We start from the raw sequence: 13,417 nt of genomic DNA on the forward strand, positions 1-13,417 counted from the left end.
ATTTAGTGTCTATCTTGACGATCGTCCAAGGATCGGCCCGCTGTCCTGTGGGACCGGGACTGCCGTGGTCCGCTGGCTGGCCGCGTCGCCATCAAGACCGATCCTGTGGGTTCGGCGGCTAACCGGATGCGCCATGCCGCATGTGGCGTAGTGCCCCGCTCCTCTCTGTGGGTTTGGAGTTCAGAGTCGAAGGCCGTGAAGTCGCCGGTGTGCTCGGCCAAGCGGGCGTCCGTGGCACTGCTCAGCCCGGAGCCCCGAAGTCGATGTCTGTGACCGGAGGCCTGGCCGGCCGCGTTGTTGGTGCGGCCATCGCGCTGTCGAGCGAGCTGAAGGGGCCGGGCGAGCAGCTCGAAGTCGGTATGGGAAAGCGTTGAACGACGCAAGTCACATAGAAGGTCAGACTGCAGCGTCGCTGCGAGCACTCGTGACAAGGTCGGCTCGGTCGACGACGGTAGGTCGCGACGACGACAGGACGCCGAACTCAGATGACCTGGACGCGGCCGAGAGCCGAGACGCTGGCCCTGCCGATCGACGCGCTCGCCTTGTTGATCGTGCACGACTACAAGACTGGAGACGGCTGGAACTGGCAGAACTGGATGAGAAGCGCGAGCAACGGGGAACCGCCCGGGATCGTGAAATGGGCCGCGCGCTGTCAGAAGGCCGGAGTTGGTTGATGACTCACGGCCTGGTCGTACGTGATCCGTCGCAGCCGTCTGCAGACGCATATGTCGTCAGTCGCCTGGGCGACGAGACGTTACGGTACGGCGTCGGCAAGCTCGCTGCTGCCGAACGGCTGGGGATGTCGCTGCACCCGCGCATCGCCCAGCTCGTCGAGCGGCAATTCCTACTCGGTGAGTATGACGTCACCGTGTTCGTGGCCATGCGAGAGGTGGAGATCCGCGTCCGAGACCTCGCCGGCGCGTCGGACTCGGACTTAGGCTGCGGTCGTCAACGTCGACGGCAGGGCCAGCATCACCATGCGGCAGGCACTCCAGCTGGCCCGCGAGGTCACCTGTCGTGCCGTCTTGGTCGCCGAACTCGACGATCAGGCCGACGACGTGCGCGCCACCGAAGCCCGCACTCACCCTGGCCAGCCGCGTCCTGGGCTACCGGCCCGCGATCGGCCTCCACGACTGTATGACTGCGCAGGCTGTGTGGCTGGCAGCCCTCACTGACGTGCAGCGGAACGCCCTGCTCCGCGACTAGCTGTCGGTGACCAGATGATCACCTTGACGGTCGACTCGGCCACCGACCTGTTCCTTGCCGCCAATCGGGCGCTGCGCCGCCTGGGGACAAATCGTCACCCTGCGGGGCATGTCCACCACCGAAGTCCTCGGCGCCCACCTCTGCCTGACCAACTCCGGCCCCGCTTCGTCGACGCACGTCCGGCGCGGATCCTCAACCCGGCCGTCGCGGTCGCGTAAACGTTATGGATCCTGGAGGTCGAACACCAGCAGATCCGGCGGTAGCCGACGGACTTGTGTCGACGCGCCACTGTGGGACCTGGACTTCGAGGGCGGCCATGTTCGCCGCCCACCAGGGTGGCGAGTTCGTCGAGCAGGGCGTACTCGGTCTCGCCGTCGCTGCGGCGAGATCGGCTTGCGGTTGGGTAGCCGGACCGTGGGTAGCCCAGTCGGGGCGCCGTTCGGGACGTTCTTCTCGAAGAACTGCTGGCCGCCGGCACCATCCGGGAGGCGAAACAACGTCATCGGTCGGCCCGCCAGGTGCGGCAACAGGACGTTCGCGGCACCTGAGAAGTAGTTGATCACATCGCTCTTGGTGAAGTTGTTATGGATGCGCTGCAACACGTTGACTGGCTTCAGCGACTTTAACCGTCATGACTGATGCTTCTCGTCGCAGCCACCGATCGAAATTCGTCGTCGCATCAACGGTTGATGCAGGTCGGCAACCGCCGCCGCCTGAACTGACGCCAGCGAGCGTGCTTGAGCTGTTACTGGGTACTGCTCTCGCTGGCGAGCCTATGTCGGTGGGCGCGGGCAAGTAGGGTTCTCCCTACCGTGCAGCCGGTGGTGTACCGGCTGGGTGCTGCGGTTCTTCTCAGCCAGGCTTTTCTCATGAGTTTGAAGCTACGTCGGAATCGTCGCGGCGGACGTCGTGTGATCGCCGTCGCGTCCGCCGCTCTCGGTGTCGCGCTTGTGCTCGCCTCGGCGTCGCCCGCAGTCGCCGATACCGCGGCGGCGACACGAAACGCATGGCGTGGAACCTTTCTGGCCACGCTCGACACGCAGTCGGTATCGCAGAAGGACATCGGCGTGGTCGTGGCCAAGTCAAGCCTAACGAACCCGAAGACCAACTACGGTGTCGACGCATACACCATCCTCTACGGCACCGTCGACGCCAACGGCTTCCCGACCACGGCCAGCGGTCTCGTCGTGCTGCCGCGCGACGGCGGCGGCATGCTGCGTCCGCTGGTGTTCGAACACGGTACCCGGTCGGCCCGCACGGGCGTCGCGACCAGGGAGAAGACCAACGATGACCGGTACACGGCCTTGCTCATCGGTTCCACTGGATACGCCGCGATCGCACCGGACTACCTCGGACTTGGCTACGGACCCGGGTACCACCCGTACCTGAACGCGGCGACCGAAACCTCGGCGTCGCTCGACCTGCTTCGCGCGGCACGGACTGTTGCCGGACGGCACGGTCGCAAGTTGGACGCGAACGTGCGCGTGACCGGGTTCTCGCAGGGTGGACAGGCCGCGATGGCGCTGGCGAAGGCTCTGCAGTCCGGCGTCGACCCGAGGCTGCGGCTGGCCGGGGTCGCGACAATCAGCGGCCCCTTCGACGCCCAGTACGCGGAAATTCCGGCGGGGCTGGTCACCAGGACGCTCGACCAGCCGGGCACGGCGTTCTACCTGGCCTACGCCACGGTGTCGATGAATCGACTGTTCCATGTCTACCGTGATCCGTCGGAGGTCTTCAAAGCGCCGTACGACAAGACGGTCGAGTCGCTGTTCGACGGCTCTCACGAGGAAGCGGTGATCTTCCCGGCGTTGCCCGCGAATCCCGACGATCTGCTGACCGACAGCTACCGTCGGCGGCTGCTCAACCCGCAGGGGCAGCTCCTGCAAGCCTTCCAAGCCAGTGACGGCACCTGTGCGGGATGGCGCCCGAGCGTGCCAATGAGGCTGTTCGCCGCGAGCGGCGACGAACAGGTCGCTTTCGCCAATTCACAGAACTGCCAACAGCAACTGCGCGCCTCAGGCGCGGACGTGCCACTGGTGAACCTGGGCGGGATCCATCACTTCGACACCCGGGACCGAGCCGTCCCGATGATGCTGGACTGGTTCACCCACCAGCATTAATCCACACCGGCTGCCCAGCCTGGTGAGCAGCTGTCAGCCACAGGGTCACCACTTGACCACGGACGGTTCGGTCTACTCCGGGCGGCATAGACAATAGACGCGGGGAAGGAGACGCGACGATGAGCGACGAGGCCACAGGAATCCAGGCTGGCGGCGCGAGGGCGGCGAGAGCAGTGCGTGGCGTTGATGTCGTGGGCCGAGGCCTACCCCGCAGCGGGGCTGCTCGGGCAGTTCGCGCAGCTGGAGCCGCTGAGCACGCTAACCAGCTGGCCGCATCCCTGGCCGACCGCATCCCTGGCCAACCGCATCTACAGCCGCATCGGCGCCTGAGCACCCAGCACGAGGGTCAACCGGCCCGCAACCCATACGACGCACCCACGCCCACGAGGCGGACGTGATGGCCGAGCTGACAGGGAGCGTCAAAGACCACCAGCCTGCGCGTGCCGGCGAAGCGGAGCGCCTGTAAGCGGCGGCCAACGGCCGAGCAGCGCAAGCTCGCGGAGCTGATCACGGTCAGTGCTGCGAAAGGGCGTCGACGCCGTCGATGGTGGTGACCAGCACACGCCAGGGTCGTGGCAGCGGACTGGCCTTTCTCGGGGGAAGGGGGCCCGATGAACCGTCTCGTCTGTCGTGGTGCCTCACCGGGGCCACCTCGGCCGTGGTCATCGGCTTGACCGCGTTGCCCGCGCACGCCGTGCCCGCCGCTGCGGTGTCGCCGGTGGCGACGTGTTCGCAGTCGTTGATCTCCGGCGCACACAGGCCTACATTAGATTACGTGACCGTGTCGTTTCATAAATCGAGGTGAGTGTGCCTCGTACCCGTGATGCCGAGCCTGTCCGGGGCAGGCCACGTGACGCCGGCCGTGACGTGGCGATCCTCAACGCGACGCTGAAACTGCTGGTCGAGGTCGGATATGACCAGTTGTCCATTGAGGCGGTTGCGGCCGAGGCCGGGGTCGGCAAGCCGACGGTCTACCGGCGCCACGCCGACAAGGCCGCGCTGGTGGCCGCGGCGGTCGAGCACCGCGCGGCGAGCGTGCCTCCCGCGATTCGGACCGGAGATCTCCGGCAGGCCCTGCTGCAGACCGTGGAATGGCTGGCCGGGCAGATCGCAGGGCAGGAGATCGGGCTGCTCGGCGCTCTGTTCGCCGGCATGCGCAGCGATCCGGACCTGGCGGCGGAAATGCGGCGGATCCGGCGACGTGACGAAGCGGCGATGATCGAGCAGTCATTCGGTGGCGTGCGGGGCGTACACCTCGTCCCCGGAGCAGCAGCACTGTTCGCCGAGATCGTTCCGGCGCTTATCGTGCACCGGCTCGTGTTCGTCGGGGAGCCCAGCGACGAGGGCTTCGTTGAGCACATCGTGGACGACATCTTGCTGCCGCTGCTCCAGCGCGAGTGAGTGGTGAAGCGCGCCTTTGTCCGGCCTGACGGCCGACGGAATCCCGATATCGGGACGGACCGAGCGGTACCGACTCCTTAACGCAACGGAGGCAACAATCGTGATCGTCATCACCGGCGCGACCGGCGCCCTGGGCGGCGCTACCGTCGAGCATCTGCTCAAGCGCATCCCCGCGGACCGGATCGGCGTGAGCGTCCGCGACGTCGCCAAGGCACAGCCTTTCGCCGACCGCGGCGTGCGCGTACGGCGTGGCTCCTACGACGACCCGGCCGCACTTCGTGACTCGTTCGAGGGTGCCGAACAGGTACTGCTGGTGTCCCAGAACGACCCCGACGCCGACGGAATCGGCCTACACCGCAATGCAATCAAGGCCGCGGTCGCCGCAGGGGCCCAGCGCATCCTGTACACCAGCCACCAGAACGTGCGCAGCGACAGCCCGTTCGACCCGGCACACGAGCACGCCGGCACCGAAGCACTGCTCGCGCAGTCGGGAGTCGCTTGGACCTCACTTCGCAACGGCTTCTACGCGCACAGTCTCGACTGGCTGCTCGGCCCGTGGCAGCAGACCGGTGTCATCGCCGCGCCAGCCGACGGCCCAGTCTCGTGGACCGACCGCGCCGACGCGGCCGAAGCCACGGCGATCATCCTCACCGGGCAGCGTCCCTTCGACGGTCCTGTCACCCTCACCGCGCGCCATGCCGTCACCTTCGACGACATCGCCACTACGGTCACCGAACTCACCGGTCGCGACATCAGGCGAGTCGTCGTCGACGACGAGCGGTGGCTCGCCGACAAGATCGCGGCCGGCACACCCGAGCCCCTGGCTCACATGCTGATCCGGTTCTTTCACGCTGCCCGAAGCGGCCACTTCGCCGAAACCGACCCACTACTGGCCCAACTCCTCGGCCGCGAACCACGCACGGTCGCCGACCTGCTCACCGACCGGATCAGCGCCTGACCGATCAAAGGTTCCGGTCGGTTCGAGCCGACAGCGAGAGACGGTCAGCAAAGAGCAGCCGAGCGCACGGAACTCATGACAGCGCGTTCGCTGATACACGGCTGCACGACAACCTCGGTCATCCCGCAACCGGAGTGCCGGATCGACGGCGACCGGAATTCCGATGCTGACAGGCCATTGGGCTGCCGATCGCGAATCCGTTCGAGGCCGCCCAATTTCCGGCGGCGGCCCGGAGGCTAGCGGATGGCCGGAGAGGAGCTCTACGGGCTGGAGGACCGAGGCGGGCGACCACGGATGCGGTGGCCGTGCTTGGGACAGTGCGGGCTCAGTTCACTCGTCGAGGTGCTGGGCCAGTTCAACCCGGTTGTGGGTGCCGGTCTTGCGGTAGATCTTCGTGAGGTTGGCTTCGACTGCTTTGACCGACAGGTGCAAGCTGGTCGCTATTTTCTGGTTGGTCGCGCCGTCGCGGACGAGGGTCGCGATGCGGCATTCTACTTCTGTCAGCGGTGTGTTGTGGGGCTCGAGCTGGGTTGTTTCACGCTCGGTACGGAGTCGCCACGTCGTGCAGCCTGCCAGGGTGAAACGGCGGTGGGCTTCGCGGAGGGCCGTCGCTGCTGCGGCTCGGCGGCGAGCTTTCCGCTCAAGCTGGCCCAGGGTGAACCAGGCACGGGCCACTTCCAGCGGGTACGGGTGTTCGGCCGGAAGCGCCGCTCGCAGGTCGTCGGCTGCTTGGCGAGGTTCGCCGCGGGCTGCACGGATCTGGGCTGCCGCTCGGGTCAGGCCCAGGAGGACCACCGGGCGGCCCAGGTGGTCCGCGCGGGTTCGGGCTTCGGTGACGACTTCTGTGGCTTTGTCTGGATTAGCGGAGACGACGAGCGCTTCCGCTAGGTCGGCGTCGAGCAGGAAGAACGCCGGGTCGAGGTAGCCTATTTCGTGGCCGATCGTGCTCGCCTCGGCGAGCCAGCGGGCCGCGTCCACCGGATTGCCGCGCAGGTACTCCGCTCGGCCGTGGAGGCCGTGGGCGTAGAGCAGCCACTCCGGGTCGCGGGCTTGGTGCGCCGCCGTGGCCGCGCGTTGCGCCAGCTCGGCTGCGGTGTCGGCGGAACCGGTGAGCAGCTCGCCGATCGCTCGGAGTACCAGCGCCGGGCCGGGGGATAGGTCGATGTGCTCGCGCAGCTGGGCGCCGCGCTCAGCCACCTCTGCTGCGTCGTTGCAGCGGCGGGCCGCCGCCGATATGGGGCAGGGGGAAGTTCAGATTCTCCCAGCCGCCGCGGTCGAGGATGTCGTCGCATGTCCCCACCATCATGCCTGCAAGCTGGTCGACATCCGCGGCCACCGGTGCTATTTTCGGAACGTGTTCGAAAACTACGACCTGTTCAGCACCCTGATTCAGTTGCACGCCGGTGGGGTGGCCAAGCTGGTGAACCGTCGCGACGCACCCGGCCTGTGGACAGTCGGCGCGTTCCACGCCGAATCCGACCGGGCCGTGCACTCGGACGTCTGGGAACGCCACCCCGGAGGCCACGAAATCCTTGTCGTGCTGTCCGGCGAGCTGCATGTCCACCTGCGGGACGAGGGGCACGTGGTCACCTTGACGGCCGGACGGTCGTTCCTCGTCCCGCCCGGTTGCTGGCACCGCCTGACGGTCGGCGAGCCCGGCGACCTGCTCTCGATCACGCCCCGGGCCGGCACCGAGCACGAGAAGGCCGTGGTATGAAACGTCCGGTTCTCGTCGTCTGTCTGGCCGTGTTCGGCCTGATGGCGGGCCAGCAGATGCTCAACCCGATCCTGCCGCCGCTGGCCCGCGAGTTCGGCTTCAGCGAGTTCGCGCTGGCATGACCGAAACTGGGGCGGCGGCCGGGTCCGCCGGAGGGGGACGCATCCGCGGGACGGTCGCGGTGCGGGCAGTCGCGTTGGGCGGCGGTTAGCGGGACCGGCGCAGCCGGTCCCGGTGTCGGCGCCGCAGGCGCCGACACCGGCTTGTTGAGGGTGGCGTTGCTGCCGCCGGAGGTGAGCTGGGTGGCAGCGCGTTGCCCGGCGGCGGCGCGTTTGCTGAGCGGTGAGCAGTTGAGCCGGGTCTTGGCTTGGCAGCCGATGGCGATGAACAGCTCGGAGCAGAGCCGGCAGATCTTGGCGATGCTCTGGGTGGAGGTGTCAGGAGACATGTGCGTTCGCCGCCTGGCGGAGTTTGTCGGAGGTGGCTTGGTGGGGCGGAGCCGGTAGGACGGTCCGTCGATGCCGACGACGGTGGCCCGGTGCAGCAGCCGATCGAGCATGGTGGCGGCGACGGTGGCGTCGCCGAAAGTCGTTGCCCAGTCAGCGATCCGACGTTGGTGGTCAGGATCGTGGACGACTTGAGGTAGCGCTGATTGATCGCAGGGCAGGGTGGGCAAGATTGACTTCAATGCAGTGCCCGGAGTTCGGGCCGCATTGTGCCGGTCTGCGAGCCAGATGCGGAGAACACAGACTGGCGAGCGGGTTTCCGGTCATCGGTTCTCCTTCGGGTCAGCCGGCCAGCCGTGGGAGCAGAGCCTCGGCGTTGCCGCGGTCGATCGCCGCGTGTCCGGCCGCGTCGATGCCGGGGAAGGCGTCGAGCCCGCCGGTGAAGTAGCCGACCCCTTCGCTGGGGGAGAAGGGCCAGTCGGAGCCGAACACCACGTGCCCGGGCGGGCGAAGGCTAGCAAGCTGGGCAGAGCCGTCGGGCTGCCCGAGAGCGCGGTGTCGAACCCGAAGGTTCCCAAGCTTGCCAGCACTTTCTCCTGGTCGAGCCGGGAGTCCGACGTCACCAGGTCGTTCGCGCCGATCAGGTTGGCGATGCGGTGCGCCGCGTAGGGCAGGAACCCGCCCGCGTGCGAGAGGATCATCCGCACTCTCGGCTAGCGGCTCGGGACGCCGTGCAGGACCAGATTGACCGCGGCTCGGGTGGTGTCGAGCAGGAAGTCGACGACGGGCGGGGCCAGCCCGGGCACGACCGGGGCGGGCGGCTCCGCGGGGTGGACGAGCACGAGCGCGCCCCGGCGGTCGAGTTCGCCGAACACCGGGTCGAGCTCGGGCGCGCCGAGGTACACGCCGCGGTAGTTGGTCAGCAGGATGACGCCGTCGGCCCGCAGAAGGTCGAAGGCGTGGGCGATCGCGTCGAGCGCACCGTCCACATCGGGCAGGGGCACGGACGCGAACAAGCCGAACCGGTCGGGCCGGTCCTTGACCACTTCCGCCCCGGCTTCGTTGACCCGCAACGCGAGTCGTCGCGCGGCCGCATCGTCACCGAAGTGGGTGCCCGGCGCCGAGAGCGACAGCACCCCGGTCGCGATGGCGTGTTCGTCGATCATCGCGAGCGCGTCCGACGGCGTCCACTCCGGCAGCGAGTGACCCCCGCCCGCCGCCTCGAACGCTTCGCGATACCCCGGGGGGGACGAGGTGCTGGTGCAGGTCGATCCGGCCCGTCGAAACGCTGGTGTCCATGACGTTCACTTCGCTTCCCACGGCTTCGGCCATCTCGATTAACCCCTTCTTCGGCACAACAACGATGTCCGCTGAAACCAGGCGGTCAGCCGCGGGTCTGCTGCCCCGTCATCAGCCCTGCCAGGTCCTCGGGTTCCAGAAAGACGGTGGCGGCGGCCCCCCAGTCGAACAGGGCCCTTCGCGCCTTCCCAGCCCACGGTTTCCAGATGTCGTCCTCCGGGATGCAGTCCATGTCGGAGTAGTACTCGGAGAAATTGCCGGCGGGATCCTCGAGGCACAAGAAGAAGTCCGAGCCGGCGTGGTGGCGGTCGAGGCCCCACACGTGCCGTTCGGGGTGGCCGCCCAGTATGGCGCAGGCGCCCCTGCAGACGTCGTCGATGTCGTCGACCTGCCAGCTGGTGTGGTGCAGGAAGTTCACCGGCGAAGCCATCATCAGCATAACCGGCGCGAGTACGAGCAGCACGCCGACGGTAGCGCGCTGGTGCACGGAGATCGCGGCTACCCGCGGTCGCATAGCTCGCCGACGAGGGCGCGGGCGTAGTCTTCGTCGGTTTCCGGAATCGAGAACACCACCCGGAAGTAGATCGGAGCGACGACGCGGTCCAGCACCTGCTCCAGTGAGGGCGTCTTCTCGCCGCGCTCGGCCGCGGCCTCCAGGGCGATCCGGAACCGACCGCTCACCCGCCGCAGGCACTCGCTCAACCCGGCGCGGCGGTCGTCCACGTCCGGTGCCACCTCGGCGCGGAAGAACGCCACCCCGCCGGGCCGGGTCAGGTCCGCCAGCGTCCATACCGCCGTCCGCTCCAGGTCGCCCCGCAGGTCGCCGAGCAGCTCGGGCGCACCCTCCTCGTGCTGCTGGGCCGCGACGTCCGCCAGAAGCGCGGCGGTCGTTCCCCAGCGGCGGTAGACCGAGCTGGGGTTGACGCCGGCGCGGCGGGCCACCGCGGGGATCGTCACCTTGTCGGCGCCGGACTCCTGGACCAGCTCGACCGTCGCCCGGTGAACAGCGGCGCGCACGCGGGCGCTCCGGCCTCCGGGGCGGCTGTCTTTGCTCATGGTGCACACCCTGCCAGCTTAAAGCAATGAGTTGCGCTTTAGGGGACCTTCAGCTAACGTCGACTAAAGCAAAGATCGCCGCTTTAAGGTCCTTGGAGGACTCATGTCCCAGTACGAGGCCGCTCATCAACTCGGCAAGCAGTTCCACGCCTTCCTCGTCGCGGGGGACTGGGCCGGTATCCGGTCGCTGCTCACTGACGACGTCACCTGGACCCTGCCAGGCGACAACACGATCTCCGGCACCGCGGAGGGCGCCGAGGCGGTCGTGGAGCGGGCGAAGAAGATCGCCTCCTACGGCCTCCGCTTCGAACTGCTGCACATCCTGGTCAGCCGCGAGAACATGGCCCTGTCCCTGCACAACACCGCCCGCCGGGGCGAGGCCCGGCTGGACGAGTACCTGTCCACCGTCTGCCGGCTGCGCGACGGCAAGATCGCCGCCATCGAGACCTACCTGTCCGACGTCAACGGCATGAACGCTTTTTTCGTCTAAGCGCCGGCCATCGGCAGGGCGGGTGGACCGCGGTCTCCACCCCCCGCTCTCGCATTCCCGCCCGGTGACCAGCCCGGAGGCCGATGGCAGGACCGGGCATCGCGGCGAGGGTGGGGGCATGACAGCGAACATCGTGATCATGCAGCTGGCGATTCTGGCCGTGGTGCTCGAGTCCGATCTCGGCCGCCGCAAGATCGGCTGGTTCCGGGTGGGACGGCCGATCATCGGCGTCGCCCTCATCGTGCCGTTCTTCTTCACCTCGCTGCCCACCGGCGGCAACGACCTGCTGTTGCAAGGCGCCAGCGCGCTGGCCGGGGCGGCGCTCGGGCTGTTCGCGGTCTGCCCGCTGCTGGTGTCCGTCGACTACCACCCGGATTGGCGACGCCGCTGGCCGCGCGCCTCGCCCTCCTCGGGCAGGCCCGCCGCGGTCAGCCGCTCGGGTGTTGGTTACGCGGCGGTCTGGGTCGCCGTGACCGCAGCCCGGCTCGGCTTCGCCTACGGCGCCCAGCACATCTTTCCGGTCGGGCTCGGCGAGTTCATGACCAGCCATCACCTGAGCGAGGTCGCTCTGACGAACGGCTTCATCTTCCTGTCCGTGAGCATGAGCCTGTTCCGCAGTCTGGGGCTGTGGGTGCGACGCCGGGCGCGCCTGGCCCAGGCCGACACGGTCGTGGCGCAAGGATCGGTCGTGGGTGCCGCGCGTGTAACGGGCGGTAGGCGGTGATCCTCATACCGCTGCTCAGCGGGATCGTCGGGCCTGTCCGCACGCTGCGGGCGCGTTCTTCAGGCATACCGCTCTGGAATACTCCGTACTGATGAATATCGTCGGCAGATTCACCCCGGGCGCGGATCATCCCGGGATCGGGCTGAGCGGCGTGATCCGCGACCCGCGGGCGCGGTTCGCGGCCATGCTGGTGGGGCTGGGCGTGTCGATCTGGATCAACGTTGCCACGTTCCCCGCCGACCCCGGAGTCGTGGCGCCCGTCGCCCTGGCCGTCGCCGTGCTTGCCTGGATCGTCCTGATCGCCGGCGCGCGAGGTGCGCGTGTGGCCGCGGTCGTCGCGGTGATGTGCGCGGCCGGGGCGGTGATCGCCGTCACCGATGCCAACGGGCTGATCTTCACCGGCGTTGCGGCGAGCACAGCCGCCGTCGCATTCGATCCGCTCGCAGCCCTCCTGCTGTCCACCGCCGCTCCCGTCGCCTACTGCCTCGCAGCGATACCTCATGGGCTGTTTCCCGGGCGCCTGCTGGCCACCGCCGCCGTGGCCCTGGGCGGGCTGGTGGCCGGTGCGAGCCGACGCGAGATCGACCAGCGAGCCCGTGACCGCACACTGGTCGCCACCGAACGCCGGCGTACCGAGCTCGCTCGGGCCGAGGCGGAACTCGCCGCTGAACGCAACCGTCTCGGCCGCGAACTGCACGACGTGCTCGCCCATACTCTCGGCGCCTTGTCGATCCAGCTCACCGCGATCGACACTCTCGCCCGCAACGACGCGCCACGCGAGAAGCTCATCACCCAGATCGAGCTCGGTCACGAGCTGGTCAGTACGGGCCTGGACGAGGCAAGCCAGGCCGTCCGCGCGCTGCGCGGCGAGAGCGCACCGCTGGCCGCGCAGCTCGAACGGCTCTGCGAACTCCATCAGGCAGCGCTCGAGCTGGATGGTGGCCAGCAGGAGCTCGATGCCGACACCACGCTCACGCTCTACCGGCTCATCCAGGAGGCACTGACCAATGCCGCCAAACACGCACCGGGCACGCGCGTGAGCGTGCGGGTTGGCTTCGGTCCGCGGGACGTGGCCGTACAGGTCGGCAATGCGAGACCCGCCCCGGGCCCGAACACACCCCCGGCGCCGCGCGCGAGCGGCGGCGGATTCGGGCTCCAGGGCATGCGGGAACGCGTCGGGCAGGCGGGTGGCGATCTCCGAGCGGGCCCTACGCCCAACGGCGGATGGCAGGTCACCGCACGCATCCCCTACCAGCAGGCCAACCCGGGCCACCGCAGCGACGGGAGTGACCGATGAGCCCCACCCCGACCGCCGTGATCATCGCTGACGACCACCGGGTCGTGCGCGAGGGCCTGGCCACCATTCTCAGCGCCGTCGACGGGGTGCACGTCGCCGGGATGGCCGCGGACGGCGCGCAGGCCGTCGAGCTCGCCGTCGAGCACGAGGCCGACGTGGTCTTGATGGACCTTCACATGCCCGGCACTGACGGCGTCGAGGCCACACGCCGGCTGAAGACCGAGCGGCCGGCCACGGCCGTCGTGGTCCTCACCACCTACACCGACGACGACTCCATCCTCGCCGCACTCGAGGCAGGCGCCACCGGTTACCTGACGAAGAACGCCTCCGCCGCGGACATCCACCGCGCCATCAAGGCCGCCGCCTCCGGCCACACCATGCTGGACCCGCTCGCCGCCGCCCGACTGATCCACGCAAGCCGCCGCAACGACCCAGGCCACGCCAGGAAGGACGCCACCCTCCCCGACGGCCTCACCGAACGCGAGGGCCAAGTGCTCGGCTTGATCGCGCAGGGACTGTCCAACGCGGAGATCGCCGCCAGGCTGTACCTGAGTCGCTCCACGGTAAAGACTCACATCAATCAGATCTTCACCAAGACCGGCAGCCGCGACCGCCCGCAGGCCATCGTGTACGCGCACCGGCATGGGATCCACACCGAGGAGGACCCAGCCCAGCGGAACAGGTGACGGGCCGGTCCCGTCAG

At 68.4% G+C, this 13,417-nt stretch carries 18 protein-coding genes; 11 read left to right on the forward strand and 7 right to left on the reverse strand.

The annotated features are described in order from the left end of the window. Positions 1-485 precede the first annotated feature (485 nt). Complete coding sequence (locus BT341_RS18740; RefSeq protein WP_072477540.1) at positions 486-674, forward strand: hypothetical protein; 189 nt, start codon at positions 486-488, stop codon at positions 672-674. Positions 675-1,427: 753 nt separating this feature from the next. Here BT341_RS18740 and ligD read toward each other — a convergent pair. Next, positions 1,428-1,808: a non-homologous end-joining DNA ligase LigD gene (gene ligD, locus BT341_RS47640; protein ID WP_342750221.1), complete on the reverse strand. Its 381-nt coding sequence runs from the start codon at positions 1,806-1,808 to the stop codon at positions 1,428-1,430. Between the two features lie 219 nt (positions 1,809-2,027). Between ligD and BT341_RS18745 the strand changes: the two genes are divergently transcribed. From BT341_RS18745 to BT341_RS18755, 4 genes are all read left to right on the forward strand, one after another. Further along, positions 2,028-3,326 carry an alpha/beta hydrolase gene (locus BT341_RS18745; protein ID WP_143168585.1) on the forward strand — a complete coding sequence of 433 codons (1,299 nt, stop codon included), beginning with the start codon at positions 2,028-2,030 and terminating at the stop codon, positions 3,324-3,326. Positions 3,327-3,503: 177 nt separating this feature from the next. Beyond that, on the forward strand, positions 3,504-3,656 hold the full coding sequence (locus BT341_RS45360; protein ID WP_177328849.1) for a hypothetical protein: 153 nt from the start codon (positions 3,504-3,506) through the stop codon (positions 3,654-3,656). Positions 3,657-4,193: 537 nt separating this feature from the next. Continuing rightward, a complete protein-coding gene (locus BT341_RS18750; protein ID WP_245805015.1) occupies positions 4,194-4,727 on the forward strand; it encodes a TetR/AcrR family transcriptional regulator in 534 nt (177 codons plus the stop codon). 100 nt (positions 4,728-4,827) lie between these two features. Then, on the forward strand, positions 4,828-5,685 hold the full coding sequence (locus tag BT341_RS18755) for an NmrA family NAD(P)-binding protein (protein WP_072477543.1): 858 nt from the start codon (positions 4,828-4,830) through the stop codon (positions 5,683-5,685). A 330-nt stretch (positions 5,686-6,015) separates the two neighbouring features. Here BT341_RS18755 and BT341_RS18760 read toward each other — a convergent pair whose 3' ends face one another. After that, a complete protein-coding gene (locus BT341_RS18760) occupies positions 6,016-6,882 on the reverse strand; it encodes a helix-turn-helix transcriptional regulator (protein WP_072477544.1) in 867 nt (288 codons plus the stop codon). Beyond that, positions 6,875-7,021 (reverse strand): hypothetical protein, encoded by a 147-nt coding sequence (locus BT341_RS45365; RefSeq protein WP_177328850.1) that lies wholly within the window; start codon positions 7,019-7,021, stop codon positions 6,875-6,877. The genes BT341_RS18760 and BT341_RS45365 overlap by 8 nt, the downstream gene beginning before the upstream one ends. Positions 7,022-7,039: 18 nt before the next feature. Here BT341_RS45365 and BT341_RS18765 point away from each other — a divergent pair, with 18 nt between their 5' ends. Both BT341_RS18765 and BT341_RS47330 read left to right on the forward strand, forming a co-directional pair. Further along, positions 7,040-7,402 (forward strand): cupin domain-containing protein, encoded by a 363-nt coding sequence (locus BT341_RS18765; protein ID WP_072477545.1) that lies wholly within the window; start codon positions 7,040-7,042, stop codon positions 7,400-7,402. Further along, entirely contained in the window at positions 7,399-7,524 is a 126-nt protein-coding gene (locus tag BT341_RS47330; protein WP_281255993.1) for a hypothetical protein, read from the forward strand. The genes BT341_RS18765 and BT341_RS47330 overlap by 4 nt, the downstream gene beginning before the upstream one ends. Before the next feature lie 666 nt (positions 7,525-8,190). Here the strand turns inward: BT341_RS47330 and BT341_RS46500 are convergent. The 4 genes from BT341_RS46500 to BT341_RS18785 form a co-directional block, all read right to left on the reverse strand. Further along, positions 8,191-8,340: a hypothetical protein gene (locus BT341_RS46500; protein ID WP_245805016.1), complete on the reverse strand. Its 150-nt coding sequence runs from the start codon at positions 8,338-8,340 to the stop codon at positions 8,191-8,193. 221 nt (positions 8,341-8,561) lie between these two features. Then, complete coding sequence (locus tag BT341_RS46505; RefSeq protein WP_245805017.1) at positions 8,562-9,014, reverse strand: amidohydrolase family protein; 453 nt, start codon at positions 9,012-9,014, stop codon at positions 8,562-8,564. Between the two features lie 218 nt (positions 9,015-9,232). Next, positions 9,233-9,610: a VOC family protein gene (locus tag BT341_RS18780; RefSeq protein ID WP_245805018.1), complete on the reverse strand. Its 378-nt coding sequence runs from the start codon at positions 9,608-9,610 to the stop codon at positions 9,233-9,235. 35 nt (positions 9,611-9,645) lie between these two features. Then, positions 9,646-10,203 carry a TetR/AcrR family transcriptional regulator gene (locus BT341_RS18785; protein WP_072477546.1) on the reverse strand — a complete coding sequence of 186 codons (558 nt, stop codon included), beginning with the start codon at positions 10,201-10,203 and terminating at the stop codon, positions 9,646-9,648. Between the two features lie 103 nt (positions 10,204-10,306). On the opposite strand from BT341_RS18785, the gene BT341_RS18790 reads away from it, so the two are divergent. The 4 genes from BT341_RS18790 to BT341_RS18805 all read left to right on the forward strand — a co-directional run bounded on the left by BT341_RS18790 (position 10,307) and on the right by BT341_RS18805 (position 13,400). Next, entirely contained in the window at positions 10,307-10,693 is a 387-nt protein-coding gene (locus BT341_RS18790) for a nuclear transport factor 2 family protein (RefSeq protein ID WP_072477547.1), read from the forward strand. 118 nt (positions 10,694-10,811) lie between these two features. Next, the gene (locus tag BT341_RS18795) at positions 10,812-11,417 is read left to right on the forward strand and encodes a hypothetical protein (RefSeq protein WP_072477548.1); all 606 of its coding nucleotides are present in this window, start codon (positions 10,812-10,814) and stop codon (positions 11,415-11,417) included. Between the two features lie 91 nt (positions 11,418-11,508). Next, on the forward strand, positions 11,509-12,714 hold the full coding sequence (locus BT341_RS18800; RefSeq protein ID WP_072477549.1) for a sensor histidine kinase: 1,206 nt from the start codon (positions 11,509-11,511) through the stop codon (positions 12,712-12,714). Beyond that, positions 12,711-13,400 (forward strand): response regulator, encoded by a 690-nt coding sequence (locus BT341_RS18805; RefSeq protein WP_072477550.1) that lies wholly within the window; start codon positions 12,711-12,713, stop codon positions 13,398-13,400. Before BT341_RS18800 ends, BT341_RS18805 begins: the two co-directional genes overlap by 4 nt. The last annotated feature ends 17 nt before the right edge of the window (positions 13,401-13,417 follow it).

The sequence above is a fragment of the Amycolatopsis australiensis genome (genome assembly GCF_900119165.1).
GTDB classification, from domain to species: Bacteria; Actinomycetota; Actinomycetes; order Mycobacteriales; family Pseudonocardiaceae; genus Amycolatopsis; species Amycolatopsis australiensis.

Bases quoted from the DNA above. Each gene is read 5' to 3' on its own strand.
- BT341_RS47330 (WP_281255993.1), top strand. From the start codon at position 7,399: ATGAAACGTCCGGTTCTCGTCGTCTGTCTGGCCGTGTTCGGCCTGATG.
- BT341_RS18785 (WP_072477546.1), bottom strand. From the start codon at position 10,203: ATGAGCAAAGACAGCCGCCCCGGAGGCCGGAGCGCCCGCGTGCGCGCC.
- BT341_RS18790 (WP_072477547.1), top strand. From the start codon at position 10,307: ATGTCCCAGTACGAGGCCGCTCATCAACTCGGCAAGCAGTTCCACGCC.
- BT341_RS18805 (WP_072477550.1), top strand. From the start codon at position 12,711: ATGAGCCCCACCCCGACCGCCGTGATCATCGCTGACGACCACCGGGTC.
- BT341_RS46505 (WP_245805017.1), bottom strand. From the start codon at position 9,014: ATGATCGACGAACACGCCATCGCGACCGGGGTGCTGTCGCTCTCGGCG.
- BT341_RS18800 (WP_072477549.1), top strand. From the start codon at position 11,509: ATGAATATCGTCGGCAGATTCACCCCGGGCGCGGATCATCCCGGGATC.
- BT341_RS18795 (WP_072477548.1), top strand. From the start codon at position 10,812: ATGACAGCGAACATCGTGATCATGCAGCTGGCGATTCTGGCCGTGGTG.
- BT341_RS18740 (WP_072477540.1), top strand. From the start codon at position 486: ATGACCTGGACGCGGCCGAGAGCCGAGACGCTGGCCCTGCCGATCGAC.